Source organism: Chelatococcus sp. CO-6 (assembly GCF_001271345.1).
GTDB classification, from domain to species: Bacteria; Pseudomonadota; Alphaproteobacteria; order Rhizobiales; family Beijerinckiaceae; genus Chelatococcus_A; species Chelatococcus_A caeni.
In genome coordinates, this window is record NZ_CP012399.1 from 603,614 (window position 1) to 629,392 (window position 25,779).

Below are 25,779 nucleotides of genomic sequence, written 5' to 3' on the forward strand. Positions count from 1 at the left end.
GGTCATCCCCCGTATCCGAGCAGGCGCGGCAGCCACAGAACGGTGCCCGGCACCAGCGTGACGATGGCGAGCGCGCCGAGCATGGCGAACAGGAAAGGCAGGACGTTGAGGACGATGTCGCGCAGCGGCACCTCGGCGATGCGGGTCATGATGAAGAGCAGCAGCCCGTAGGGCGGCGTGATCAGCCCGAGCATGATGTTGAGGACGACCACCACGCCGAAATGCACCATGTCGATGCCGAGGGCCCGCGCCGTGGGGATCAGCACCGGCACGATGACGAGCAGGATCGTGGTGCCCTCGAGCACGCAGCCCAGGAGGAGGAGGAGCACGTTGACGAGGAGGAGGAACTGCGTCGGCGTGAGATTCCAGCCGAGCAGCAGGGCAGACAGCGATTGCGGGATGTTCTCGACGGTGACGACGTAGTTGAACACCATCGCGCCGGCCAGCAGCATGCCGATCGAGGCGGTGGTGCGCCCGCTGCTGAGGAGCGCGCGATAGAGCTGCCCGGGCGTGACGCTCCGGTAGATGACGATGGAGATGAGGAGCGCATAGCCCGCCGCCACGGCAGCCGCCTCTGTCGGCGTCATCACGCCGCCCCTGATGCCGACGAGCAGGACCACCGGCAGCATGAGTGCCGGCAGGGCCCGCAGGGTGAGGCCCGGCAGCAGGCGCAGCGGAACGGGTTTTTCCACGGGGAAGTTCTTGCGGCGGGCATCGATGGCCACGATCGACATCTGGGCGAGCGCCAGCATCACCCCCGGCGTGATCCCCGCGAGGAACAGGAAGCCGACCGAGGCGTCCGAGACGAGCGCGTAGATGACGAGCGGAATGGAGGGCGGGATGATCGGCGCGATCACGGCCGTGGCCGCCGTCAGCGCGGCGGCATAGCTCGCAGGATACCTGCCGTCCTTCGTCATGAGCTGCTGCATCATCTTGCCCGTGCCGGCCGCATCGGCGATCGCCGAGCCGGACATGCCCGCAAAGATGAGGGACTGCAACACGTTGACCTGTGCGAGGCCGCCGCGGAAGCGGCCGACGACGGCATTGCAGAAATGGAGCAGCCGCTGCGTCATCGTCCCCGCGTTCATGATCTCGGCGGCGAGGATGAACATGGGCACGGCGAGCAGGAGGTATCCGGTATAGAGGCCGTTGAGGATCTGCTCTGCCGCGGTGCCCATGTCGAGCCCGGCGAGCCACAGATAGAGGATCGAGGATGCGATCATCGCGTGGCCGATCGGCAGGCCGATGAGTGCCAGCGCGCAGATGGAGACCAGCGCCAGCCAGAACGGGTCGATGACGATCATGTGGTGGGGCTCGCCTTGGCGGGATCGGTTTCGTCCGGCTCCCGACCCGTGAGAGCATGCCAGCCGAGCCACAGGTAGCGGGCGAGGACGGCGACGACGAAGATGACATAGATCGAGAACAGCCAGTCGAAACGGATCTTCAGATAGGCGGTCTTCTGCACCTTCATGAAGGTCACGTAGTCGTAGACGGCGGGAAGCGAGCCGCCGTAGAGCACGAGGAGCGCGGCCGCCGCGATCACCGTCATCACGCGGCGCACGCGGGGGCGGACCGCGCCGTAGATGAGGTCGAACCGGATCTCCTCCTCCTCGCGCACCACGAAGGCGGCCCCGAACAGGACGACCCAGATCCAGAGGACCACGGTGAGTTCGTTGCTCCAGCCGGTCGGCCATTGCAGGAGATAGCGAAAGATCACCTGGAGCAGAAAGGCGGCGAACATCACGCCGATCATGACGACGACGAGGTTCTCGCCGCGTCGATAGAGCCAGCCCGCCAGGAGCCGCGCACCGTGCCGCATCGGCTTGTCTCCCGTGGACGTACCGCCGGCCCTCGCGGGCGGCGGTACGCCGCGTGACGTTCTCAGAGGGCGTTGATCTTGTCGACCATGCCCGCGGGCCAGCTCGCCGCGAGGTCCGACGCAAGATACTGCTGCTGCACATGGCTGCGGAAGGCCTCGACGTCGGGCTCGTAGATCTTCAGCCCGGCCGCCTTGAACCGTTCGGCGAGCTCGGTTTCGCGGGCGAGGTGCTTCTCGGTCGAGAAGTCGATCGCCGCGTCCGCCGCCGCCTGGAAGCGCGCCTGCCTGTCGGCATCCATCCCGTCCCAGACCTTCTTGGACACGGTCAGGAGATCGAAGCCGACGAGGTGTGAGGTCAGCACGATCTGCTTCATCACCTCGTAGAACTTCATGTTCTCCACGTTCGGCAGCGGATTGTCCTGGCCGTCGATGGCGCCGGTCTGCAGGCCCGTATAGACCTCGGCATAGGCCATCGGCGTCGGGTTGGCGCCGAGCGCGCGGCCCAGGAACTGCCAGGCGTCGCCGCCGGGCATGCGCAGCTTGATGCCCGCCATGTCGGCCGGCGTCTTGATCTCCTTGTCGACCCTGAGGCCGACCTGGCGCACGCCGAAATAGGTCGGGCCCAGCACCTTCACGCCGAGCTGGTCCTCGGTCATCTTCTTCATCTCGGCGCCGGCATCGCTGGCGAAGAAGGCCTTGAGATGCGCGGCGTCGCGGAAGAGGTAGCCGGCGGTCAGGATCGACCAGGCGGGGATCTGGTTGGAGATGTCCTGAGGCGCGATATTGCCCATCTCGAGGTTGCCACGCTGCAGCGCCACGAGCTCGGTGCCCTGCTTGAACAGGTTGCCGCCGTAATAGCCCTCGAAGTTGAAGTCGCCGGCAATCGCGTCGGCGAACTTCTTCATCATCTCGGCGCGGATGTCCTGCTCGGAAAAGACGGCCGAGAAGCGCAGCTTCGGCTTGTCCTGCGCGAGCGCCGGGACGGCCGAGGAGGCTGCGAGAATGCTGCTCCCGACGAGGAACTGGCGGCGTGTGGCATGTAATTTCATTTGAATTCCTCCCTGTTCTTTCTTCTCGAAACTGGCCTGCTATCCGGCAGGCTCGTGCGTGAATGCCGCGAAGGCGGCCTTCATCCGGTTGGCGTCGGGCGCGATGCCCGTGAACAGCTCGAAGGCACGCACGGCTTGGAAGACCGCCATGCCTTCGCCCGAGAGCGTCCGGCAGCCCTTGCGGCGCGCCTCGCGCAGCAGCTCCGTCTCGAGCGGGAAATAGACGACGTCGGCGACCCAGTGGCGCGCCTCGATGCAGTCGGCCGCAATCGGCATGCCCGGCAGTTTCGCCATGCCGACCGGAGTGGCATTGACGATCCCCTGCGCCGCCTTCGCGGCCTTGCGCACGTCGTCGACGATCTCCGCGCGGCCGGCGCCGAAACTGGCGGCGAGGTTGCGGACGAGCGCCCCCGCCCTGTCTGGTTCGACGTCGGCAATGGCGAGCCGGCTGACGCCGCAGTCGAGCAGCGCATGCGCCACGGCCGCGCCGGCTCCTCCCGCTCCGAGCAGCAGCACGTGATCGCATGCGGCGCCGGCCATGCCCGCGCGGAAGCTCTCGCGGAAGCCCCAGACATCCGTGTTGTGCCCGAAGCGCCGCCCGTCCCTGAACACGACGGTGTTGACCGCGCCGACCTGGCGCGCCGCCTGCGACAGCTCGTCGAGCAGCGGCAAGATCTCCTGCTTGTAGGGAAAGGTGACGTTGAAGCCGGAGAAGCCGAAGAACTCGGCGAAGCGGATGATCTCGGCGATCGGCGGAGCGGGATCGCCCATCAACTCGGTGTCGAGCAGGCGATAGACATAGGCGAGCCCCTGCTCGCGCCCCTCGGCCTCGTGCATGGCCGGCGTCCGGGACAGCTGGATGCCGCGGCCGAGCAGACCCACCAGTACGCCGCGGCGGGATCGCTCCCGTGCCGCCGGGGCTTCGGCCGTGATTGCCGTTCCGTCCAAGACGATCGCCTCCCCTGCCGGAGCGCTGTCCGTCCAGCGCTCCATGTCCATGGGACCGACTTTGAACCACCTGGTTAATTCTGGCAAGCACTTTGAACAATCCGGATAATTCATATAGTAGGACGGAGCGGACGCGGGGGCGATTTAAGCGATGGACGAGCCAGGAGTGGACACGGAGAAGGCCATCGGCCGCGGCGGCTGGAAGCAGGACCCCGCCGGCGTGCAGTCGAACATCCTCGCGGTCGCCATGTCGGAATTTGCCGACAACGGCCTGTCAGGCGCGCGCATCGACGAGATCGCCGCCAAGACCCGCACCTCCAAGCGCATGATCTACTACTATTTCGGCGACAAGGAGGGTCTCTACCGCCGCGTGCTGGAGGAGGCCTACCGGAAGGTCCGTGAAGGGGAGCGCAAGCTCGATCTCGACCATCTGCCGCCGGTCGAGGCGCTTACGCGGCTCGTCGAGTTCACCTTCGACCACCACAGCCGCAACCCCGACTTCATCCGGCTGGTGATGATCGAGAACATCCATCACGGCGCCTATCTCGAGCGCTCGGACCTCATCGGGCGCCTGAACGCCGGCGCCATCGAGAAGCTCGAGACGATCTGCCGTCGCGGGCGCGAGGCCGGGCTGTTCCGCGATGACGTCGAGCCGCTGGAGCTGCACTGGCAGATCAGCGCGCTCAGCTTCTTCAATGTGTCCAACCGCGCGACCTTCTCGCGGATCTTCGGCGGCCGGCTCTACGGTTCCGAAGGCCAGGAGACCATGCGCCGGCACGTGGTCGAGCTGATCCTGCGCTTCATGCTCAAGAACAAGATGTCCTGACGCTCGCCGGCCGCGGCCGGGCATCGCCGGCAGGTTTCAGGGCTGCTCGCGCAGCTCCACTGAAAAATCCTGCTCAAGCACCACGGCGCCGTCGCGCGTCACGCGGTAGCTCGCCTGGTAGAGCCCCGGCCGCCACCCGTCCTGGGGCCGTTTCCTGCCGGAATAGAGCAGCGTCTGCGCCTGGTTGCGCTCCATCGGCTTCGCCCGGTTTTCGGCGATGACGCGCCCGGATGGGTCCTTGACGGTCAGAAGCTGGATGTCGCCGGCCTGAAGGCCGATCGCGCGGATATAGGCCACGAGCGCGGCGGCATCGGCGCCGTCCGGGGCCTGCCCGGCGCCGGCTTCCTCGACCATCTGCATCGTCACCGGGCTCGAGGCAAATCCGTGGTTGATGATCGCGCGCGGTCGATAGGCGAGGCCCGGCTGCAGTGCCGGCGCCCACAGGCTCGCGCCCGCGCCGCAGGAACCGGGCGGGGCATCGTGGGCGAAGGGATCGATGATCCGGCCGCCATGGCGCACCGTGAAATGGACGTGCGGATACTGGCTGAGGCCGGAAAGGCCGACGCGCCCGACCGGCTGCCCCGCCTTCACCATCTCGCCCGGCTTCAGCCGCAGGCTCCCCTTGGCGAGGTGGCAATATTGCGTCTCCCACCCCCCGCCGTGGTCGATGACGAGGCCGTTGCCGCATTCCGTGTTCTGCACGGCCGAATGGTCGCTGCCCGCGACCAGCACGTCGGCCATGCCGTCGCGCTGCCGCAGGACGCGTCCGTCGGCAGCGGCGAGCACGTCAACGCCGGCGCGCTGCGCGGCCATGCTCGGCAGGCGGAAATCGGTGCCGTTGTGACCGTCCTGCGCGCGGGTGCCGCACATGTAGTCACGGGCGGAGGGAGATGGGTCGGCATCGACATAGGTCTGGATGAAGCAGTCGCGGCCGATGTCGCAGGCGATGGGCAGCTGGAAGACAGGGCGGTCGGCGGCGACGGCACCGGCCGTCCACCCGAAAACCAGCAGCGCCGCCGCGACGAGGGTCCGCGGGTTACGCGTCGTGCGGTCGCTCATCGCCTGTGCCTCCGGTCGCGGAAAGGCTTCCTTCCGGGGCGCGGGCAGGTTCCCGGGCTCCCCGCCTGAAGGGCGACATGGTGAGGATGTAGAGCAGAAAGAACTCGACCTGTCGATTGATGCCGAGCTTGAGCATGATGCGTTTCGTGTAGGTTCTGACGGTCGCCTCGGTGAGGCCGAGGACGCTGCCCATCCGCGAAGGCGGCTGGCCGCACAGCACGCAGGCCACGATCCGCTCCTCCGCCCATTTGAGACCGAAGGCCGATGCGATGCGCTTGGCGCCTGCGGCTGGATCGACCTGGGGAACGACGAGCAGGAAGCGGTCAGCCTCGTCCTCCATCCAAGCCGGGCCGATCCAGGCGAAGGCGAAAGCGCCCCGCTCGGTCGACAGGGGAACGACCATCGTCGGCGGCATGCGCTCGGGCTGCGCCGCCGCGGCCTCGCCGAGCGCCTGCTGCAGCTGCCGCGTCACCGAGTCGTTCGCGCCGGTGAGCACCCCGGCGCTGAGCTGCAGCGGGCCGCCCTTGAGCAGATAGTCCCGTCCGGCGTCGTTGGTCTTGAGGAGGCGCAAGCCCCCGTCGACGATGAAGGCCGGGAAGATCAGTTCGTTGAGGAAGGCACCCACGCTGCCCTCTTGCCTGCTCGGCGGCGCATGTCGCGCAGCCGTCCAGATGGCGCGCACGGCGCGGGCGATGCGGTCGAGTTCGAGCGACGAGAGTGGCGCCGGATGCCAGCCGGCGAGAAAGACGAGATCGATGCCGTCTTCCGCCCGCACGCTTCCCGCGAGCCCCCGCAGCTGGCCGGCGGGAGGGCGGCCGAGGGCAGCGACCGCCGGGGCATTCTCCGGGCCGACGAGGCGGATCGCGGCGCCGTCGGGGTCTTCCCCGAGGGCGAGCTGCGTCATGGCCTCGACGGCGGCGGGATTGCCGGCGGCCGGTCCGAGTTCGACCACGTCGATCACGAAACCCGCCGCCCGGGCCACCATGGCCACGCAGCAGCGCTCGCAACCGAGCAGATCGAGAATGGCCCGGCCGAAGACCTCGGCCGAGGCGCGTGTCATCCGAACGATCTCGCTCGACAGCGGCTGACGGCCTGTCCGACGGGCCCCGGACGTCTCGTCGAGGAGCAATTCGGCCCTGTAGAGGATGAAATCGCTTCCGTTCTGGCCTCCGGATTCATTCGCTGCTTCGCGCATGGGCGCCCTCCGACGCTACCTGGGCCCCCCAAAGAACCGTTCAACTTTCCCTGAAAGCGCGCTCGACGCGCAGCATCAGCGGTGTCAGAAGATAGTCCACGAACGTCCTCTGCCCCGTCTCGATGAACACCTCGACCGGCATGCCCGGCTGCAGCTGGCCGAGATAGGGCGTGGCATCGGGGCCGGCGTGGAGCTCCACCTCCACCTTGTAGAACAGGATGCCCGACTTCGGCTCGAGCAGCGCGTCGGCCGATACGGTCGTCACCGCCCCGGTGAGCATCGGCGCACGCCGGGAGTTGAAGGCGAGGATGCGGATGCGGGCGTGCTGCCCCACGCTCACCTCGTCGCGGTCGGCCGGGCGCACCTCGCCCTCGACGCTGAGGCGGTCGGCCACCGGCACGATGTCGAGAAGCGTCTCGCGCGGACCGAGCGTCGCGTTCAGGTCCCTGGTGTTGAGACCGACGACGATGCCACTCTCGGGCGCCCTGAGTTCGCTTTGAACGAGCATGTCGCGCGCGGCCGCAATGCGGTGCCTCACATCGGCGATCTCCTCCCGCACAATGTGACGCTGCTTGGCGATGTTCTCAAGCCAGTCGTAGAGCAGCTGGCGGCGCCTCTCGTTCACCTCGGCGATCTTGCTCCTGGACTGGGCGATCGACGCGGCATTCGCCTGGATCTGTGTCGAAGCTTCCACCTCGGCGCGCCTCAGGGCCAGGACGCGCGGTTTCCTGGCGAGGCCCTTGGCGAGCAGCACCTCCGAATCCTTGATCTCGTCCCGCAGATAATCGAGCTGCTGCCGCAGCCCGTCCGAACTCGTCTCGAGGCCGCGGATCGCGTCCTCGAGCTGGCGCACCTGCTCGTCGAGCACCTTGCGCTGCCCCTCGAGCGAAGCCGCCCGCGCCGCGAACTCGGCGAGCTGGGCCTGGATGGCCGCCTGCGCCTCGGGGCGCGCGGCCGCGGCGTTGAGCTCCTCGGGGAAGGAAATCATGCCCGCGCCCGCCCCCTCGGCCGCGAGCCGGGCCTCCATCGCCAGATCGGCGAAGAGCTTGGTCTCGAGCACGCCGAGATTGGCCTCGATCTGCGTCGTGTCGAGCCTTGCGACGAGCTGGCCGCGCTCCACCTGGTCGCCCTCGTGCACGAGGACCTCCTTGACGATGCCGCCCTGCAGGTGCTGCACCGGACGCCGTTTCGACAGAACCTTGACGACGCCGGGGGCGATGACGGCGCTGCTCAGGGGCACGGTGGCACTCCAGGCGCCGAAGCCGCCGAACAGCAGGATGCACAGCACGCAGCCCCAGGCGACGAGGCGACGTGTCTCCGAGCGGGGCTGGTCGAGGGCGACCGCCGGCCGGATGCCCACGACCTCGCCTGCCAGCGTCGGCCGTCTCTCGCCGACCAGCGTCGGCGTCCATCGTCCGTCGGAACCGTCGCGCTCCGGATGCATCAGCGCTTCCTCCCGGCGATCACGGACCGACCCCGCTGTGCGCCGGCTTCATGGGCCGGACGGAAGCGGGTCTCGCCATGGACCGCGGCATCACCTCGCCCGGCACGCCGAAGGCGACCTGGGCGCCGTCGCGCAGGAACAGGATGAAGTCGGCAACGGTCAGCAGCCGCGGCCGGTGCGAGGCGACGAGCACGGTGGCGCCGCGGATCCTGGCCTCCCGGATCGCGTCGCAGAGCGCCTCCTCGCCATCGTGGTCGAGGTTCGAGTTGGGTTCGTCGAGCAGGACGAGGCGCCTGTCGCCGAAGAACGCCCGCGCCAGCCCGATGCGCTGGCGCTGGCCGCCGGACAGCTTGCTGCCGTCGCGGCCGATCTCGGTCTGGTAGCCGCGCGGCAGGGACAGGATCATGTCGTGGGCGTTGGCGAGCAGGGCCGCCCTGACCACGTCGTCATCCGTCGCATTCTCGTCGAAGCCGGCGATCGCCTCGGCGACCGTGCCGCCCATCAGCTCGGCCTCCTGGGGCAGGTATCCGACATATCGCCCGAGCTGGTCCGCGTCCCAGTTGTCGAGCGAGGCCCCGTCGAGCCGGATGATGCCGGTCGTCGGCCGGGCGAGACCCGCGATCATGCGCAGCAGCGTGGACTTGCCCGCCCCCGTCGGCCCGATGACGACGACGACGCTCGCCGGCGGGCAGGCGAAGGTGACGCCGGCGAGGATCGGGCGCCGGGCCTCGCCGGTGCGGAAGACGAGGCCCTGCACGTCGATTGCCCCGGAGGGGGGCGGCAGCAGGGTCTTGCGCCGCTCGGCGAGAACGGCGGCGATGGCGGCCCGGACATGCGTCCAGGCATCGCGCGCCGCCATCAGGGGCCGCCAGGCCGCCACCAGATGTTCCATCGGGGCGAGCGTGCGGCTGATGATGATCGAGGAGGCGATCATGCTGCCGGGCAGCGCCTCGTTCTGCAGCACGAGCCATGCGCCGACGGCAATGGCGGCGACCTGCAGCGCCATCCTGAGCATGCGGGCGATGGAGGCGACGGCCGCGACCCGCTCGCTCGCCCTGACGACCGGCGCCAGCGCCTCGTCGTTGAGGCGGAGGAATTCGCGGACCGCCCCGGTCCTCCAGCCCATCACCCGGATGAGATGCGCATGCCGGATCATGCCGTCGAGGGTGCCTTGCGCCCGGCCTGCCGCGGCGGCGGCGCCCTCCCTTTCCGCCCGTGCGATGCGCTGGCTGACGACCGCGAGGACCGCGAGGATCGCGGCGCCGCCGAGCGCGATGTGACCATAGTAGGGGTGGATCAGGTAGAGCACGACGATGAACCCGGGCAGGAAGGGGGCATCGATCAGCATCGGGATCGTGCCGCTCGACAGGAGGCCCCTGAGCTCGCGCACCCGCACGATGTCGTGGATGCCGCCCTCGGTTCTCCGCGCCGGATCGGCGATGGAGGCCTTCAGCACGAGCGGGGCGACATGCTGCTCGAACCGCACCGCCAGGCGACCGAGAAGGCGGTCGCGCAGCACGTCGAAGGCCGCGCCGAAGCCCAGGGCGCCGAAGGCGAGCGCCGTCAGGGCGACGAGCGTCTCGATGCTGCCGCTGGTGAGCACCCTGTCGAAGACCAGGATCGCGAAGAGGGGCAGGATCAGAAGGAGCGTGTTGATCGCGACGCTGAAGACGACAACCCAGACGAAGACGCCGCGGCCCGGTATCGCGCCGAGCAGCGACACCAGGCTCTCCGGGCGGTCCTTGCCAGTCGCCAGCCTTGCCGATACTCGCGGCATGCGCCCTCCGACAGCGGACAGCATAGACGTCCTTCGCGACCGACAGCCCCACCGCCGCCGCGCTCTGCGTACCGGCCACCCCTCCGGGGTTTCGGAGAAAAACACCCTCCGCCGCCCCGTCCACCGCCGTCTTGATACCTGCCGAGGTTACGGAAGAGCGCCTCGGATAAAAATCCCCAATTGGGGATGAAAAAGCGTCCACGCGTCGCCGGCGGGAAATGATCCCGCAGCGGCCTGGCAGCAAAAAAGGAGCGGCAGCGCGAGCCGCCGCTCCTCGTGGCCGTTGGCCGCCGCCGGTCAGACGATCGATATGGCGGTGTAGCCCGCATCGTCGTTGATGTCGGCGATCGAGGTATAGGGCGTGGCACCCCCGGTCACGCCATCGAGCTGGATGCTACCGAAGCCGAAGTCGAGCGTCGTGTTGGTGCCGTCGTCGGTGACGACCACGGTCTCCGGGTCGAAATCGTCCGGAGCGTCGACGACCACTTCATCCCCATCGGCGAAGCTCATGTCCGTCACCTCGTCGTCGCCGAACCCGGTGTCGGTATCGTCGCCGAAGCTGAAGGTGTCGGTCCCGGCTCCGCCGGTCAGCGTGTCGTCGCCTTCACCGCCGTCGAGGAAGTCGGCGCCGTTGCCGCCGTCGAGGGTGTCGTCGCCGGCCTCGCCGTAGAGCTCGTCGTTGCCCGCGCCGCCGGCGAGGTCATCCGCCCCGTCGCCGCCGTTTATCGTGTCGGCGCCGTCACCGCCGATGAGCGTGTCGTCACCCGCATCGCCATTGAGTACGTCGACACCGGCCCCGCCGTTGAGCTCGTCATCACCGTCGCCGCCACTCATCGTGTCGTCGCCGTCGCCGCCGTCCATCACGTCGTCACCGGCATCCCCGAACATGGTGTCGTTACCGGCGCCGCCATCCATGAGATCGCTGCCGTCGCCGCCGTTCATGGTGTCGTTGCCGTCGCCGCCGCTGAGGGCGTCATTGCCGGCTCCACCGTCCAGCGTGTCGTCCCCGGCGCCACCGTCGAGCGTGTCGTCACCGTTGCCGCCGTTGAGCACGTCATTGCCGTCGCCGCCGTCCAGCGTGTCGTTGTCGTTGCCGCCATTGAGCGTGTCGTCACCGGCGCCGCCGCTGAGCGTGTCGTCACCGAGCCCGCCGTTCAGCAGGTCGTTGCCGTCGCCGCCATCCATGACGTCGTCGCCAGCACCGCCATTCAGTGTGTCGTCACCGGCCCCGCCCCACAGCGTATCGTTGCCGGCACCGCCGTTGAGGACGTCGTTGTCATCGCCGCCGTCCAGCCAGTCGTCGCCGGCGCCGCCGTTCAGCGTGTCGGTGCCCGCGCCGCCGAAGATCGTATCCGCGCCTGCCCCGCCGCTGAGAACATCGTTGCCGTCGCCACCGTCGATCCAGTCGTCGCCGGCGCCTCCGAAGGCGATGTCGTCACCGGCGCCGCCATCGATCACGTCATTGCCGGCACCGCCGTTGAGCGTGTCGTTGCCGTCGCCGCCGTCGAGCAGGTCATCGCCCGGGCCGCCGTTCAGGATGTCGTCGCCAGCGAGGCCCAACAGGACATCATCACCGGAGAGGCCGCTGATCGTATCGGCCAAAGCTGTCCCGATGAGAATAGGATTGTCGATGCCGTTGTCGTTTCCAAGCGTTCCAACGATAACAGCCATGGTGATACTCCATCGTTCAGGACGAGCCTGCGATGAGCGCGCGGTTCTTCTTGATGTGCATTGACTGCTTACGCGTGTCAGGCCCCGATCCGAGGGGTTCGCGCCGTGCAGAGCTTGGGGAGGCTAGCGAGCACCGGAACAGGACACAATCCCCAACTGGAGACAAAAGGGCATAGCGATGCGCAGAAGGGCTCGCGGGAACATCATTCCGTCCCGGCGGTTCGAACAACTCACCCCCGCCAGCCGGACCGGAGGCACGAGATGGCAGACGAGACAAGGACGCCGCAGGCCGATCCGCCGGAGGGTTCGCGCGACGTGATCGAGCGCGAGTTGCGGCGCCGGAAGCAGCAATCTGAGCGCTCCGAGCCAAGGCCTCCCGGGCCGTCCGGAGATGACCGAGGGACAGCGGCGGCCCCCCGGCCGCGCCGGGCGAAGCATTGACGAGGTCGCGTAATGGCTCCCGATCGTCAGCGCTGCTCGTCGGCCGCGGAGGATCCGATCGAGCGTCTGGCCGATGCCATCCGGCGCCGCAACGCGATCCTCTTCGTCGGCGCCGGCGTGTCGATGAGCCTCGGGCTGCCCTCCTGGGACGCCCTGATCCGCCACATGCGCGCGGAACTCGGCCTCGACGAGGAGGAACCGGGTCAGTCACGCGACCGCTACCAGACGCTCGCCGAATATTACCGGCTGAAGCAGGGCAGCATCGGTCCGCTGCGCAGCTGGATGGACCGCAACTGGCGCGTCACGGCCGAGCAGGTTCGCCGCTCGCGCCTGCACCGCGTGCTGGTGGAACTCGACTTCCCCATCATCTACACGACGAATTACGATCGCAATCTCGAGGTCGCCTACGAAGCCCATGGCCGCCCCTACGTGAAGATCGCCAATGCCCGCGACGTCAGCACGGCCGCGAACGCCGCCACGCAGATCGTCAAGTACCATGGTGATTTCGACGACGACGCTTCGCTGGTGCTGACGGAAACCGACTATTACGAGCGGCTGTCGTTCGATTCTCCCCTCGACGTGAAGTTCCGGTCCGATGCGCTCGGCAGGACCGTGCTCTTCATCGGCTACAGCCTCACCGACATGAACATCCGGCTGCTGCTGCACCGCTTGTGGCAGACATGGCATCGCTCCGGCTATGAGGACGACCGGCCGCCATCCTTCGTCTTCATGCCGCACCGCGACGAGGTGGAGGAAGCGGTGCTGGCGCGCTGGGGGATAACCTTCCTCAGCCAGGAAGGAGCCGATCCCGAGGAGGCGCTGACCGGCTTTCTCGAACAGCTGCGGCAGCGGGTGTGATCCGGCCGGGGAATGCGACGGGGTTGAACCCGCGGCGGCCACGGCCGCTATCGTGAAGAAATTCCCCATCGCAGTTTATAACTGTTTTAACTCAATCCACCGAGGTCACTCCATAGAACCGTTCCAATAAATTTCCGTTGAGCGCGCTGCGCACCATGTTTATACACGGGCCACTACTTGCAAGAGGTGGCGAAAAGCGGCATGCGGCCCGATTCCGACACACTCGTCCTCTATCTCACGCACCGCCCGGCGCTCATCAACTATGCCGCGCCGATCGTCGGCTGCCGGGCGCGGGCGGAGGATGTGGTGCAGGAGGCCTATTTGCGCTTCGTCCAGGTCGCACGGGACGAAAAGGTGTTGCAGCCCGTGGCCTATCTCTATCGCATCGTGCGCAACCTCGCCGTGGACTGGGTGCGGCGCCTCGGCGCCGAGGTGCGGGAGGACGCCGGCACCGCCGAGCCGCTCGTGGCCGACACGCCCTCGCCCGAGGACGAGGTGCTCTACCGCGACGAACTGCGCTTGCTCGCCGAAGCGCTGGCGGAACTGCCCGAGACGACGCAGCGCGCCTTCACCATGCATCGCTTCGACGGCCTGACGCTGCAGGTCATCGCCGACAGGCTCGGCATCTCCGTCGCCGGGGCCCATCGCCTCGTGCGCGACGCGCTCGCCCATTGTGCCCGCCGGCTCGGCGACGACGATTAGCGAAATCCGGCCTTCGCCTGAAAAAATCCCCTCCTCGGAACGTCTCTAAGGAGATAAGCAGGGCCGGGACGGCCGGGCGCCGCAGGAAGCGACGGGACATGGCGGGAGCGCGCGACAAGGGGGAAGATCCGGTTCTCAACGAGGCGCTCGACTGGCTCCTTGCCATCGAGAATGCCCCCGCCGATCAGGCGCTGCGCCGGGCACGCGATGCCTGGATCGCCGAGAGCGACGAGAATGCCCGCGCCTGGCGCCGGGCCGAGCGCACGTGGCAGCTCACCGGCGCGCTCGCCGGCTTGCGCGAGACGCCCCTCGACAGCGCGGTCCCGAGACCGAACCCGCGGCAAGGGATTGTCGCCGCCGCACCCGCGGGCCAGCGCCCGCAACCACGCCGCCGCGCGGTCCCGCGCTGGGCGGCCGCAGTCGCAGCCGCGATCGTCGCCGGATTCCTCCTCGTCGCCGGCCACGAGCTCCTGAGCCGGAGCGATGCGGACTACGCCACCGGTACGGCCGAGATCCGGGATGTCGCGCTGCCGGACGGCTCCCGCCTCGTCCTCGACGCCCGCAGCGCCGTCGACGTCGATTTCTCGGGGCAGGAGCGACACATCCGCCTCTTGGCCGGCGCCGCCTTCTTCGACGTGCGCCCGGATGCCGCCCGGCCCTTCGTCGTGGCGGCCGAGGATGTTCACGTGACGGCCGTCGGCACCGCCTTCTCGGTGGAGATCGGCCCACGCTGGCTGAGCGCTGCCGTCGCCGAAGGCCGCGTGCGCCTCGACCGGCCGGGTGGCGCGAGCGAGATCGCGGCTGGCGAGGAGGTTGCCGTCGACCGCGCGTCCGGCAGCGAACGGCGGCGCCAGCGCGAGCCGGGGGACGTTGCCGGCTGGCGCGAGCGGCGCCTTGTCGCCGACAACGAGATGATCGCCGATGTTGTGGCGAGGCTCGCCGATCACCACCGCGGGCTGATCCTGACGCTCGACGGCACGCTCGCCGAGCAGCGCGTCACCGGCATCTACGACCTGTCGCGGCCCGTCGAGGCGCTCGGCGCCGCCGTGCGGCCCTACGGCGGCTCCGTGCACCGGATCACGCCCTATCTCGTGCTCGTCGGCGGCCGCTGAAAGCTGCCGAAAAAAGCGTCCCTTCTGAAAAATCCTTCGCTCCCATTCGTCATGACCCACGGGGCTGGTGCGATCGCCGGCGGAATAACGGCGGCGTGGCCGCAAGCGAAGGAAGACGATCGATGGGGCGTAGGGTATCGGGTGCCGAGGTGCGGGGCGTTGCGCGGCCGCGCGGACAGGGGGCATGGCTTGCCGCGACGGCGATGGCGCTGATCATCGCCGGTCCGGCAATGGCGCAGACGGCTGCACCCGCCGGGCAGACGAGCAACGCGCGCCAGGCGGGCGCCGCACGCGCGTTCGACATACCGGCGCAGCCGCTGTCACGCGCCCTCGCCGCCTTCGGCCGCCAGGCGGGCCTGCAGGTGAGCGCCGCGGCCGATGCCGTGGCCGGCTTCAACGCGCCGGCCGTGCGCGGCACCATGAGCGCCGAGGCCGCGTTGCGCCGCCTGCTCGCCGACACCGGCGCGAGCTTCCGCATCGCCGGCGGCACGGTGACTGTGGCGCGCGGTGCCGCCAGTGGTGCGGCGCCGACCGCCGACGGCTCCATCCTGCTCGACACCATCAATATCGAAGGCAGCGCCGAGACGGCCTACGGCCCGGTCGACGGCTATGTCGCTACACGCACCGGCACGGGCGCCAAGACCGATACGCCCATCATCGAGGTGCCGCAGTCCATCTCCGTCATCACCCGCGACCGCATCGAGGCGCAGAAGGCGGAGACGCTGCCGGAAGCGCTGCGCTACACGCCCGGCGTCCTCGCCCAGCCGTGGGGCCTCGACCCGCGCTTCGACCAGTTCAAGGTGCGCGGCTTCGAGATCACTTCCGTGGGCGCCTACCGCGACGGCATGCGCATGCCGACGGTGGGCATGATGAGTTGGGCCTACGACCCTTACGGTGTCGAGCGCATCGATGTGCTGCGGGGGCCCTCCTCCGTGCTCTACGGCGCGGCATCCCCGGGCGGCATCGTCAACCTCGTCACCAAGCGCCCGCCGTCGACCCCCTTCCACGAGGTGGAAGTCTCCGGCGGCAGCTACGCGAACAAGCAGATCAACGCCGACCTCGGCGGCCCCATCGACAAGGACGGCATCTGGTCCTACCGCGTCACCGGCCTCCTGCGCGATTCCGAGACGCAGGTCGACTACACGCGCAACGACCGGCGCTTCATCGCCCCGGCGCTGACCTGGCGGCCGAGCGCCGACACCTCGCTCACCCTCTTCGGCAGCTACCAGCACGACGAGGCCTCCGCCTACGGCACCTTGCCGGCGCTCGGCACGCGCTTCGCCAATCCCAACGGCCGCATCGCGCGCAGCTTCTTCATCGGCGACCCGAACTTCGACCGCGTCGACCGCACCGCCTATTCGCTGGGCTACGCCTTCGAGCACCGCTTCAACGAAGCCTGGACGGTGCGGCAGAACCTGCGCTGGGGTCATCTCGAGGCGGACCAGAACGTGCTCTACGGCGCCGGCCTGCGCGCCGACCTGCGCACGCTCGACCGCGCCGCCTTCACCGTCGACGGCAAGCTGCGCTCCTTCACGGTCGACAACCAGGTCGAGGGCAAGTTCGAGACCGGGCCCCTGCAGCACACCCTGCTCTTCGGCCTCGATTACCTCAATCTCTCCGCGCGTTCGGTGCAGGGCTATTCCGACAGCACCTATGATCCGGGCGTGCCGCCGATCGACCTGTTCCAGCCCAGCTACGGCCAGGCGGTGGCGCTGCCCCCGATCTACCAGAACAACGAGCAGACGCTGTCGCAGCTCGGCCTCTATGCCCAGGACCAGATCAAGTTCGGCGGCTTCATCCTCACGGCCGGCCTGCGGCAGGACTGGGCCACCAGCAAGCTGAACAACTACATCGCCAATTCCTCGCGCACGCAGGACGACAACGAGCTCACCTGGCGCGTCGGCCTCGGCTACGAGTTCGACTTCGGCCTCGTGCCCTATGCCGCCTATGCCACCTCCTTCGAGCCCGTCGTCGGGACCGACCGGCTCGGCGCCGCCTACAAGCCGACGACCGGCGAGCAGTTCGAGGTCGGCCTGAAGTACCAGCCGCCCGGCATGCGCTCGATGGTCACCCTCGCACTCTTCGACCTCAAGCAGCAGAACGTGCTGACCACGGACCCGCTCAATCCCTTCTTCAGCGTCCAGACCGGCGAGATCCACACGCGCGGCCTCGAGGTGGAGGCGCTGGCGAGCCTCATGGACGGGCTCGATCTCGTCGCCAGCTATACCTATACGGACGCCGAGATCAGCAAGGACACCGACGCGGCCCTCGTCGGCAACACGCCGGCGGTCACCCCGCGTCACATGGCCTCGCTGTGGCTCGACTACACGTTGCAGGAGGGCGTGCTGAAGGGCCTCGGGCTCGGCGGCGGCGTGCGCTATGTCGGCGCTAGCTACGCCGACAACGCCAATACCTTCCAGAACCAGGCCTTCACGCTCGTCGACGCCGCCGTGCACTACGAGCGGGACAACTGGCGCTTCGCGGTCAACGCCAAGAACCTGTTCGACAAGACCTACGTCATCTGCAACGGCGGCGACCTTTCCTGCGTCTACGGCCCGGGCCGCAGCGTCATCGCCTCGCTGCGCTATCGCTGGTGAGGCGGCGGCAGGTCCTCGCGGCGCTCGCCGGCCTGGCGCTCCTGCCGGCGGCGGCGCCGATCCCCGCCCGGCGCATCGTCGCGCTCGACTGGGGGCTGGCCGAGACGCTGATCGCGATCGGCGCGCCGCCCGTCGGCGTGCCCGAGACGCGCACCTATGCCGACTGGGTCGTTTCCCCGGCGCTGCCGCCGGGGACGGCGGACGTCGGCCTCAGGGTCGAGCCCAACCTCGAGATCCTGCAGCAGCTGGCGCCCGACCTCATCCTCGCCATCGCCGAGCACGAGACGGTCCGCCCCCTGCTCGAGCGCATCGCTCCCGTGCTGTCCCTGCCCATCTACGGCCCGGAAGGCACGCCCTATACCGTCGCGCAGGCGGCCACCCGTCGCCTAGGCGCCGTCACGGGCCGGACGGCGGAGGCCGAGGCGCTCACCCTCCGCGCCGAGGAAACGATGGCGTCGGCCCGGGCGCGGCTCACGACTTCCGCTGACGCGCGGCCTGTCATCGTCGCCTCCTTCCTCGACGGGCGGCATGTGCGCATCTATGCCCGTCACGGCCTCTTCGATGCCGTGCTCGCGCGCATCGGCCTCGCCAATGCCTGGCAGGGGCCGACGAACGCCTGGGGTTTCGCCACGGTCGGCCTCGAGGCCCTCGCCGAAATGCCCGAGGCGCGGCTCGTGCTCCTGGAGCCCCTGCCGCGCGAGACGGCGCGCACCTTCCGCGACAGCCCCCTGTGGAACAACCTGCCCATGGCGCGGGACGGCCGTGTGCTGCGCCTGCCGCCCGTCCTGATGTTCGGCACCCTGCCCGCCGCCATGCGCTTCTGCACCCTCCTCACCGATGCGCTCACGGGGGAGAACGGTCATGGCTGAGCGCGCTCGTGAGCATGCGGCCGCCGAGCCGGAAAGATCGACGCCGGCCGCAGGAACCCTCTCCCCGCCTGCGGGGAGAGGGCAGGATGAAGGGCAAGGGCCTGGACCGGAGGCGACGGCGCCGCATCGGCGGATGCGTCTTCCCCCTCACCCCGACCCTCGCCCCGAAGGCAAGTCGGGTTCACCCGACTTGCGCGAGACGAATAGGAGCTCGGGCAAGCCCGAGCTCCATTGCGGGGAGAGGGACTTGTCGCGCGCGCGCCTCCACCCGGCCTGGGGCGTCGCGGCCATGGTCGCCGTCGCGGCACTCCTCAGCGTCGATGCGCTTGCGGCACGGCTGCCGCCGGAGCTGTGGCTTACCGCTTTGACCGCTCCGGACCTCGCAGACATGCGCCAGCTCGTGGCGCGGGAGAGCTTTCTGCCCCGGCTCGTCGTCAGCATCCTCGCCGGAGCGGCGCTGGGTCTCGCGGGCGCCGTGTTCCAGCAGGTGCTGCGCAATCCCCTCGCCTCCTCCACGACGCTCGGGGTCGCGGCCGGAGCTCGTCTTGCCCTCGCCGTTGCCGGGCTGTGGCTGCCGGGAGTGCTGACGGAAGGAAGCGAGATCGTCGCCTTCGGCGGCGCCGCGGCCGCGCTCCTCCTCGTCCTTTCCATCGCCTGGGGCCGGGCGCTGTCGCCGCTCGCCGTGGTCATCGCCGGCATGGCGGTGAGCCTTGCCGCCGGCACGGCGGCAGCGGCGCTCGTCCTGTTCAACGAGCATTATCTCACCGCCCTTTTCCTCTGGGGCGGCGGCTCGCTCAGCCAGCAGGGCTGGGGCACCGTGTGGTTCCTCGCCCCGCGGCTCGCCGCCGTTGCGCTGCTCGTCGCGCTGATGGTGCGCCCGCTGACGCTCGCCGGCCTCGACGACGGGCAGGCGCGCAGCCTGGGGCTCGCGCTCGGCGGCGCCCGCCTCGTCCTGCTGGGGCTGGCCGTGGCGCTCGCCGCTTCCGTCGTCAGCGCCGTCGGCGTCATCGGCTTCGTCGATCTCGCCGCCCCGACGCTCGCCGGCCTCATGGGCGCGCGGACGCTGCGGCAGCGCCTTCTCTGGGCACCGCTCACCGGTGCCGCCCTCCTGTGGCTGACCGACCAACTCCTGCAGCGCTGGGCCGGGCCCTTCGGCGAGATGGTGCCGACCGGGGCCGTGACGGCCCTCCTCGGGGCGCCGCTCCTCCTCGTCCTGCTGCGGCGTCTCGCGATGACGGCCACGCCGCCGCGCAGCGCCGCTCTGCCCGCAGCCCGCCGTAGCCGGCGGCCGTGGCGCAGCGTCGGGTTCTTCGCTCTCCTCGCGCTCGTTGTCATTGCGGCAACGCTCGTCATCGGCCGCGGGCCGGACGGGATCGCCGTCGCCGGGCCGGATAACCTGTCGGCTCTGCTGCCGTGGCGCCTGCCGCGCATTGCGGCTGCCTTCGCCGCCGGCGCCATGCTCGCGGCGGCCGGCGTGCTGATGCAGCGCCTCACCGGCAACCCGATGGCGAGCCCGGAGGTGCTCGGCATCTCGACCGGCGCGGCGCTCGGCCTCGTGCTCCTGCTCATCCTCGTGCCGGCGGCCGGCCGGTCCGAGAGCCTCGCGGCGGGCGCGGCCGGCGCCTTCCTCGCCCTTTTCGCCATCCTGTCGCTCGCCCGCGGCAGCAGTTTCTCACCCGAGCGGGTGCTGATCGCCGGCATCGCCCTCGGTGCCTTCTTCGACGCCCTCGTCGTCGCGCTGATGGCCGCGGGCGATCCACGCGCCCAGATGCTGCTCGCCTGGCTCGTTGGCTCGACCTATCGAGTGGGCGCGGGCGATGCGCTCGTCACCGCGGGCGTCGCCGTGGCGCTCATCGCCCTGTTGCCGCCGATGGCGCGCTGGCTCGACATCCTGCCCCTCGGCACGGCCACAATCCGCACGCTCGGGCTGCCGCTCGGCGCAAGCCGCCTCGCCGTTCTTCTCTTTTCGGCGGTCGCGACGGCCACCGCGACGCTCGTCGTCGGCCCTCTCAGCTTCGTCGGGCTCATGGCGCCGCATCTGGCGCGGCTCGCCGGGCTCGCGCAGGGCCTGCCGCAGGCGCTCGGCGCCGCGCTTCTCGGCGGCACGGTCATGGCCATGGCCGACTGGCTCGGCCGGCTCGTGTCACCGACGAGCGCCATCCCCGCCGGGCTGATGGCGACGCTCGTCGGCACGCCCTGCCTCATCTGGCTGCTGCGAAGGCGCTGAGCGCCGGCCGCGCGGCGCGGCCGAGGGCGCGCATCTCGCGCGCCAGCAGCACGGCAGCGGCAAAGCCGGCAAAGCCTGCGGCGACGGCCGGCGCGGCGATGAGCCCGTCGAGCCCCCAGACGCGCGGCAGCACGAGAACGAGCGGCACCAGCAGATAGCCCTGCGGCGCCAGCGTCACGAGGGCCGCGAGCCGCGCCCGCCCGCTCGCCCGCAGCAGCACGACGAGCACCATCTGCAGGCCGAAGAGGGCGAAGAAGAGATGGACGGCGACGAGCGCCCGCGCCGCCACCGCGCGCACCGCCGCATCCGCCGAGAACACCGATACGACGGCATCGGCGAAGGTGATCATGACCACGGCATGGACGAGCGCGAAGACGCCGGTGACGCGCAGCATGAAGCCGAGCGCCGCGCGCACGCGCGCCGTGTCGCCGTCGCCGAGCGCATAGCCGAGCACCGCCTGGGCACCGATGCAGAAACCGGCGACGGGCAGCACCCCCGCCGCGAGCAGCCTGAGGGCGATGCCGAGGCCGGCGACGCTCGCCTCGCCATAGGGCCCGGCCGTGCGGTAGACGAGCGTGAAGGCGGCGGCCGAGACGACGCTGGCGAGCCCCGCCGGCGCGCCGACGGCGAGGACCGGGCGCAGCATCTCCCGCCAGAGCGCGCCGAGCCGGCCGCGCAACAGGCCAAGGCGCAGCCGCACCCGCCCGTAGCCGCCGGCGAAATAGACGGCCCAGACGGCCATGACGAGGAGCTGCGCCACGAGCGTCGCCGCCGCCGCGCCGGGCACGCCCCAGCCGAAGACGAAGATGAAGAGGGGATCGAGCGCGATATTGACGGCAAAGCAGCCGACGAGCGTCCACATGCTGAAGCGCGTGTTGCCCTCGGCGATGGCGATGAAGTCGGCGAGGATCTGCGTCAGCGTCAGCACCGTGCCGAGGGCGAGGATGAGCGCATAGGCCCGCGCCGCGCCGAAGGCTCCCGGCGTCGTGCCGAAGGCATGGAGGATCGGATCGAGAAACAGGAGCACGAGCCCGCCGGCGCCGAGGCCGGTCACGAGCGCCACCACCATGGCCGCGGTCGCCGCGCGGCCGGCCGCTTCCTCTCGCCCGGCGCCGAGAAGGCGCGAGACGAGCGCCGCCGTGCCGACGCCGATGCCCTCGCCGAGCGCTGCGAGCAGGATGGCGAGCGGAAAGACGAAGCTCACCGCCGCCACCGCCTCCGCCCCCAGCATGCCGAGGAAGGCGGCATTGGCGAGGTGATGCAGGGCGTTGATGGACAGCCCCGCCACGGCCGGCAGCGCCAGGCGCACGATGAGGCGCCGCAGGTCCGGCGCGCCGAGATCGAGCGGCGCGGAGAGGAAGAGGCGCATCCGCGGCCTCATCGGTTGCGTCCTGCCCGTTCTGCCGCGCCCGTCTTTCGGTCGCCCTGCCCGGGCAACGCGCCCGCATGGTGGTGAAGCGCAACGCCCCCCTCCGTCATGCCCGCGCTCGTCGCGGGCATCCACGCCTTGCAGCTCGAGGCAACGCTAGAGGCGTGGATGGCCGGGACAAGCCCGGCCATGACGGCGGAAAGGGCTGGGCCAGTGGCAGAGACGCCGTCTGCGCCTTCCTGTTCTCGGCGCCGACGGGGTGTCATGGAGCGTCCGCGCTGCGGTGAGGCGCAACGGGCTCCTACCGTCATGCCCGCGCGCGTCGCGGGCATCCACGGCTTGCAGCGGCAGGCGACGCCTGAGGCGTGGATGGCCGGGACAAGCCCGGCCATGACGGCGGAAAGCGCCGGGCCAGTGGCGGACGGTTCATCAATGGTCATCCCGCGCGCCTTCCCGGCAAACGAGCAGAGGTGAGAACGTGGTGCGGAAGCCCGCCCGCCCGTAGAGCCGCTCGAGATGCGTGCCTGCCGCGCATTGCAGGAAGACGTGGCTTGCGCCGAGCCGGGCCGCCTCGGCGATGAGGCGCCGCGTGAGCTTGAGGCCGATGCCGCCGCGCTGGCGCGTGTGCCGCGTGCCGACATTGTAGAGCCCGGCGAGCGGACCGGCGACATGCAGCGTGGCGCAGGCGACGGGATCCTGCCCGTCGAACACGACCGCGTGGCGCGTCGCGACGCCGGCCACCGGCTGCGCGGCGGCGAGCACCGGCACATAATAGCGCGCGACATGCGCATCGATCGGCCCGCCGTCGTGACAGGCGCCGAAGACGGCGAGGAAGGAGGCATCCGGCGCAGGGCCGTCGGTCAGGCGCAAGGCAAGCCCGGCGAGAGCGAGGTCGTCCCGTGCGACGGGCGCGGCTTCGGCCACCATCCAGCGCGCCGCATAGGCGCGGGCGCCGGGGAGCCAGCCGAGCGCCGCCTCCCCCTCGGCCAGGAAGGCCGGGGCGCGCCCACGCGCTCGGGCCGTCTCCTCAAGCCAGCCGATGCCGCCGGTGCCGAGGCCGACGGCGAAGTTCATGGTCACGTCCGGGATGCCGGCCGAAAAGGCGTAGCGGGCGCGGCCCGGCCCTGCGATGACCTCGGTGAGATAGCTGCCGGCGAGCATGGCAAGATGCGCCGAGACGAGCGCCTCGACATCCGGCTCGGCCGCTGTTCTTGTCGCCGCGGCGGTCACGAGGAAGCCGCCAGGCGCACGGGCCGCATGAACTGCTCCGCCGGGAGAGGTGGAGGCGGCAGCCGCTCGACGATCGCCGTCGCGATCTCGCGGGACCGCACGGCGACGACGGAGAGCAGGGTATCGCTCAGCCCGTGCGTCGTCTCCGACTGCCCCTGCATGAAGAGCCCCGCCTCGCAGGCCTCCGCCATCGGCAGGCGATAGTCCCGGTCCACCGTTGCATCGGCAAGATACGGCGCGAGCGGTGCGAGAAGCCGACGGTCGAGGCCACGGCGATAGCCGGTGGCGAGCACGACGGCGTCGTAGCGCCGCTCCTCGGCCGCCCCGCCCCTGCTGTCGGCGAGCGTCAGCGTGATGCCGTCGCGGTCGGTCGCAGCGGCCACCACTGCGCGCCCGCTCGAGAGCGCGAGCCGCGAGCCGTCGGCCACCCGCTGCTCGTAGAGCATGTCGTAGATGCGCTGGATCAGGTCGTGGTCGACCACCGCGTAGTTGGTGTTGCGGAACTCGTCGAGAAAGGCGTGGCGCGCCGCCGGCGGCTGGCCGAAGAAGGTGCCGGTGCCCTCCGGATCGAAGATCTCGTTGACGAAGGGGCTGTCGTCGGCCGGCTTCAGGGCCCGCCCGCGCACGAGAAGATCGATCGCCGCCCTGCCGAAGCGGCCGGCGAGATCGCAGAAGATCTCGGCCGCGCTCTGCCCGCCGCCGACGACGGCGATGCGGGTGGTGGGCGCGTCGGTAAGGCCCAGCCCCGCGATGCGATCGAGATAGCGCGAGGAATGCATGATGCGCGTATCGCCGGCGAATGGCGCGAAGCACTCGGGAAGCTGCGGCGCGCCGCCGGCGGCGATGACGACGTTGCGCGCCCGGCGCAGGCGCTCGGTGCCGTCGGCGGCGCGCGAGCGCACGGCGAAGGCGGTTACCGTGCCGTCGCGCTCCGCCGCCGGCTCGAGGGCGACGACCTCCTCGCCATAGCTGCAGCGCTCGGCGAAGCAGGATGCCGCCCAGCGCAGGTAGTCGTTGAACTCGACACGGCTCGGGAAGAACGTCTTGCGGTTGATGAAGGCGGTGAGACGTCCCTTCTCGTGCAGGTAGTTGACGAAGGTGAAGGGGCTCGTCGGGTCGCGCAGCGAGACGAGGTCCTTGAGAAAGGAGATCTGCATGTCGCTGTCCGGCAGCAGCATGCCGCCGTGCCAGGTGAAATGCGGCTGCTTCTCGACGAAGTGGAAGGCGAGGCCCGGCCGCTCGCGGCGGGCCGCCTCGTCGAGCGCGATGGCGAGGGCGAGGTTCGAGGGGCCGAAGCCGACGCCGATCACGTCGAAGGTCCGGTCATGCATGGTCATGGGGATCACCTGCCGCTGGTCGTGTGACGGTCATGCCTCGACGGGCTCGGGCACGCGCATGCCCTGCCGCGCTGCCTCGGGCGCCACCGCCGGCTGCCAGAGCCGGTCGCCGAAGAAGCGCTCGCGCAGCAGCATCACGAGCAAGGCCCGTTTGTGCGGGAAGTCGAATTCCTTGATCTTGGCGAAGCCGGCCTTGTCGAGGTTGCGGATCTGCTGTTGGTGGTCGGCCCGCGGCTCGCCGACGATGCGCTCGGTGCGGCAGTCGTCGAGGAAGATGTAGTGCATCAGCGACGGCAGCCAGGCCGTGACCCACGGCCGGCCGCGGAACCCGTCCTCGCCGATCAGCACGTGCCAGCCGCGGTCGTAGTCCTGCGCGTCGTAGAAGGGGCCGAGGCGGTTCTCCTTCGCCCAGTAGACCTCGAAATAGCCGAAGGGCTCGCCGTCGAAGGAGCCGATGAGCGGCAGCATGTGCGGATCGGCGATGAGCCCGCCGAGATAGGCCCGGTGCTTGTCGAGATCGCCCTCCTCGGCCCAGACGGCGGCGACGCGGGGGTCGTTCATCCAGCGGTTGAGGCGCGCGGCGTCGGCCTCCACCGTCGCGGCGCGCAGGGACAGAACGCCGCCCAGCCAGGGGATGAAGCGGGCATAGACCATGCCCGTCGGCTTCATCGGCCGCAGCGGATGGCGGCGCCCGCCCGTCATCACGAAATGCTGCGGATAGGGCGCGGTTGGGGACGGCAGCCACAGCTCGGGCAGTTGCCACAGGAGGGAGGCGTGGGCCGTCAGCGTGCCGCCGGGCCCGGCAAGCGCGGCCCCGCGGCCGAGGAGTGCATCGGCGACGGGCGCCCAGCTCACCGGATCGAGCCGGGCCGTGGCCTGATCCGGACGCAGGGCGAAGAAGGCTTCGAGCCCGGCGAGGGCGGCGCGCGCCAGCGCCGCGGGCTCCGCAGCACCCGGCCGCAACGTCAGGCGCCGGCCTTCGCCCCCGGGCAGGAGCGTGGCGAGCACCATGCCGTCACGCTCGACGGCGAAGCCCTGGCCGGTTGCCCGCACCGCAAGCCTTTGTCCGTCTCCGGCATTGAACGAGGTGTAGACGGTCTCGCCCGGTCTCATCTCCGCGATGCCCATGGCCCTCTCCTGCCGCACATGTCGCTGAAACGACGAATGCGGAGGGCGTTTTTTCAGCGTTCCGGCCAGCAGCCGGTGCGGAAATGGGGAAAAACGCGAAATTTTTTCCGTCTCCGTCCGT

General features: G+C 69.9%; 20 protein-coding genes. 7 read left to right on the forward strand and 13 right to left on the reverse strand.

What is annotated here, in order from left to right:
- Window positions 1–2: 2 nt before the first annotated feature.
- From AL346_RS23275 to AL346_RS23290, 4 genes are all read right to left on the reverse strand, one after another.
- A complete protein-coding gene (locus tag AL346_RS23275; protein WP_019404870.1) occupies window positions 3–1,304 on the reverse strand; it encodes a TRAP transporter large permease in 1,302 nt (433 codons plus the stop codon).
- Complete coding sequence (locus tag AL346_RS23280) at window positions 1,301–1,819, reverse strand: TRAP transporter small permease (protein ID WP_053194188.1); 519 nt, start codon at window positions 1,817–1,819, stop codon at window positions 1,301–1,303. Before AL346_RS23280 ends, AL346_RS23275 begins: the two co-directional genes overlap by 4 nt.
- A 62-nt stretch (window positions 1,820–1,881) precedes the next feature.
- Window positions 1,882–2,868, reverse strand: a complete 987-nt coding sequence (dctP, locus tag AL346_RS23285; RefSeq protein ID WP_019404871.1) for a TRAP transporter substrate-binding protein DctP — start codon at window positions 2,866–2,868, stop codon at window positions 1,882–1,884.
- A 39-nt stretch (window positions 2,869–2,907) separates the two neighbouring features.
- On the reverse strand, window positions 2,908–3,816 hold the full coding sequence (locus tag AL346_RS23290) for a shikimate dehydrogenase (protein WP_245303244.1): 909 nt from the start codon (window positions 3,814–3,816) through the stop codon (window positions 2,908–2,910).
- A gap of 151 nt (window positions 3,817–3,967) precedes the next feature.
- Here AL346_RS23290 and AL346_RS23295 point away from each other — a divergent pair, with 151 nt between their 5' ends.
- Window positions 3,968–4,642: a TetR/AcrR family transcriptional regulator gene (locus AL346_RS23295; protein WP_050996780.1), complete on the forward strand. Its 675-nt coding sequence runs from the start codon at window positions 3,968–3,970 to the stop codon at window positions 4,640–4,642.
- Window positions 4,643–4,678: 36 nt separating this feature from the next.
- Here AL346_RS23295 and AL346_RS23300 read toward each other — a convergent pair whose 3' ends face one another.
- The 5 genes from AL346_RS23300 to AL346_RS23320 form a co-directional block, all read right to left on the reverse strand.
- A complete protein-coding gene (locus AL346_RS23300) occupies window positions 4,679–5,701 on the reverse strand; it encodes a M23 family metallopeptidase (RefSeq protein WP_019404874.1) in 1,023 nt (340 codons plus the stop codon).
- Window positions 5,679–6,896 (reverse strand): helix-turn-helix transcriptional regulator, encoded by a 1,218-nt coding sequence (locus AL346_RS23305; protein ID WP_019404875.1) that lies wholly within the window; start codon window positions 6,894–6,896, stop codon window positions 5,679–5,681. Before AL346_RS23305 ends, AL346_RS23300 begins: the two co-directional genes overlap by 23 nt.
- A gap of 40 nt (window positions 6,897–6,936) precedes the next feature.
- A complete protein-coding gene (locus AL346_RS23310) occupies window positions 6,937–8,340 on the reverse strand; it encodes an HlyD family type I secretion periplasmic adaptor subunit (RefSeq protein WP_019404876.1) in 1,404 nt (467 codons plus the stop codon).
- Between the two features lie 19 nt (window positions 8,341–8,359).
- A complete protein-coding gene (locus AL346_RS23315) occupies window positions 8,360–10,117 on the reverse strand; it encodes a type I secretion system permease/ATPase (protein WP_210289601.1) in 1,758 nt (585 codons plus the stop codon).
- A gap of 297 nt (window positions 10,118–10,414) precedes the next feature.
- A complete protein-coding gene (locus tag AL346_RS23320; protein ID WP_082312701.1) occupies window positions 10,415–11,788 on the reverse strand; it encodes a calcium-binding protein in 1,374 nt (457 codons plus the stop codon).
- Between the two features lie 453 nt (window positions 11,789–12,241).
- On the opposite strand from AL346_RS23320, the gene AL346_RS23325 reads away from it, so the two are divergent.
- The 6 genes from AL346_RS23325 to fhuB all read left to right on the forward strand — a co-directional run bounded on the left by AL346_RS23325 (window position 12,242) and on the right by fhuB (window position 20,594).
- Entirely contained in the window at window positions 12,242–13,087 is an 846-nt protein-coding gene (locus tag AL346_RS23325) for an SIR2 family protein (protein ID WP_019404880.1), read from the forward strand.
- A 201-nt stretch (window positions 13,088–13,288) separates the two neighbouring features.
- Window positions 13,289–13,789, forward strand: a complete 501-nt coding sequence (locus tag AL346_RS23330; protein WP_019404881.1) for a sigma-70 family RNA polymerase sigma factor — start codon at window positions 13,289–13,291, stop codon at window positions 13,787–13,789.
- Between the two features lie 98 nt (window positions 13,790–13,887).
- A complete protein-coding gene (locus AL346_RS23335) occupies window positions 13,888–14,901 on the forward strand; it encodes a FecR domain-containing protein (protein ID WP_019404882.1) in 1,014 nt (337 codons plus the stop codon).
- Window positions 14,902–15,023: 122 nt separating this feature from the next.
- Window positions 15,024–17,498, forward strand: coding sequence for a TonB-dependent siderophore receptor (locus AL346_RS23340; RefSeq protein WP_156332929.1), 2,475 nt, complete (start codon window positions 15,024–15,026; stop codon window positions 17,496–17,498).
- Window positions 17,495–18,367 carry an ABC transporter substrate-binding protein gene (locus AL346_RS23345; protein WP_019404884.1) on the forward strand — a complete coding sequence of 291 codons (873 nt, stop codon included), beginning with the start codon at window positions 17,495–17,497 and terminating at the stop codon, window positions 18,365–18,367. Before AL346_RS23340 ends, AL346_RS23345 begins: the two co-directional genes overlap by 4 nt.
- Window positions 18,368–18,614: 247 nt before the next feature.
- Entirely contained in the window at window positions 18,615–20,594 is a 1,980-nt protein-coding gene (gene fhuB / locus AL346_RS23350; RefSeq protein WP_019404885.1) for a Fe(3+)-hydroxamate ABC transporter permease FhuB, read from the forward strand.
- Here the strand turns inward: fhuB and AL346_RS23355 are convergent.
- The 4 genes from AL346_RS23355 to AL346_RS23370 all read right to left on the reverse strand — a co-directional run bounded on the left by AL346_RS23355 (window position 20,569) and on the right by AL346_RS23370 (window position 25,658).
- Window positions 20,569–21,975 (reverse strand): MATE family efflux transporter, encoded by a 1,407-nt coding sequence (locus AL346_RS23355; RefSeq protein ID WP_026015613.1) that lies wholly within the window; start codon window positions 21,973–21,975, stop codon window positions 20,569–20,571. The two genes, fhuB and AL346_RS23355, sit on opposite strands and share 26 nt — an antisense overlap.
- A gap of 417 nt (window positions 21,976–22,392) precedes the next feature.
- Window positions 22,393–23,193 carry a GNAT family N-acetyltransferase gene (locus AL346_RS23360; protein ID WP_019404887.1) on the reverse strand — a complete coding sequence of 267 codons (801 nt, stop codon included), beginning with the start codon at window positions 23,191–23,193 and terminating at the stop codon, window positions 22,393–22,395.
- A complete protein-coding gene (locus tag AL346_RS23365) occupies window positions 23,190–24,530 on the reverse strand; it encodes a lysine N(6)-hydroxylase/L-ornithine N(5)-oxygenase family protein (RefSeq protein ID WP_053194195.1) in 1,341 nt (446 codons plus the stop codon). The genes AL346_RS23360 and AL346_RS23365 overlap by 4 nt, the downstream gene beginning before the upstream one ends.
- A gap of 30 nt (window positions 24,531–24,560) precedes the next feature.
- Window positions 24,561–25,658: a GNAT family N-acetyltransferase gene (locus AL346_RS23370; RefSeq protein ID WP_019404889.1), complete on the reverse strand. Its 1,098-nt coding sequence runs from the start codon at window positions 25,656–25,658 to the stop codon at window positions 24,561–24,563.
- Between the last annotated feature and the right edge of the window lie 121 nt (window positions 25,659–25,779).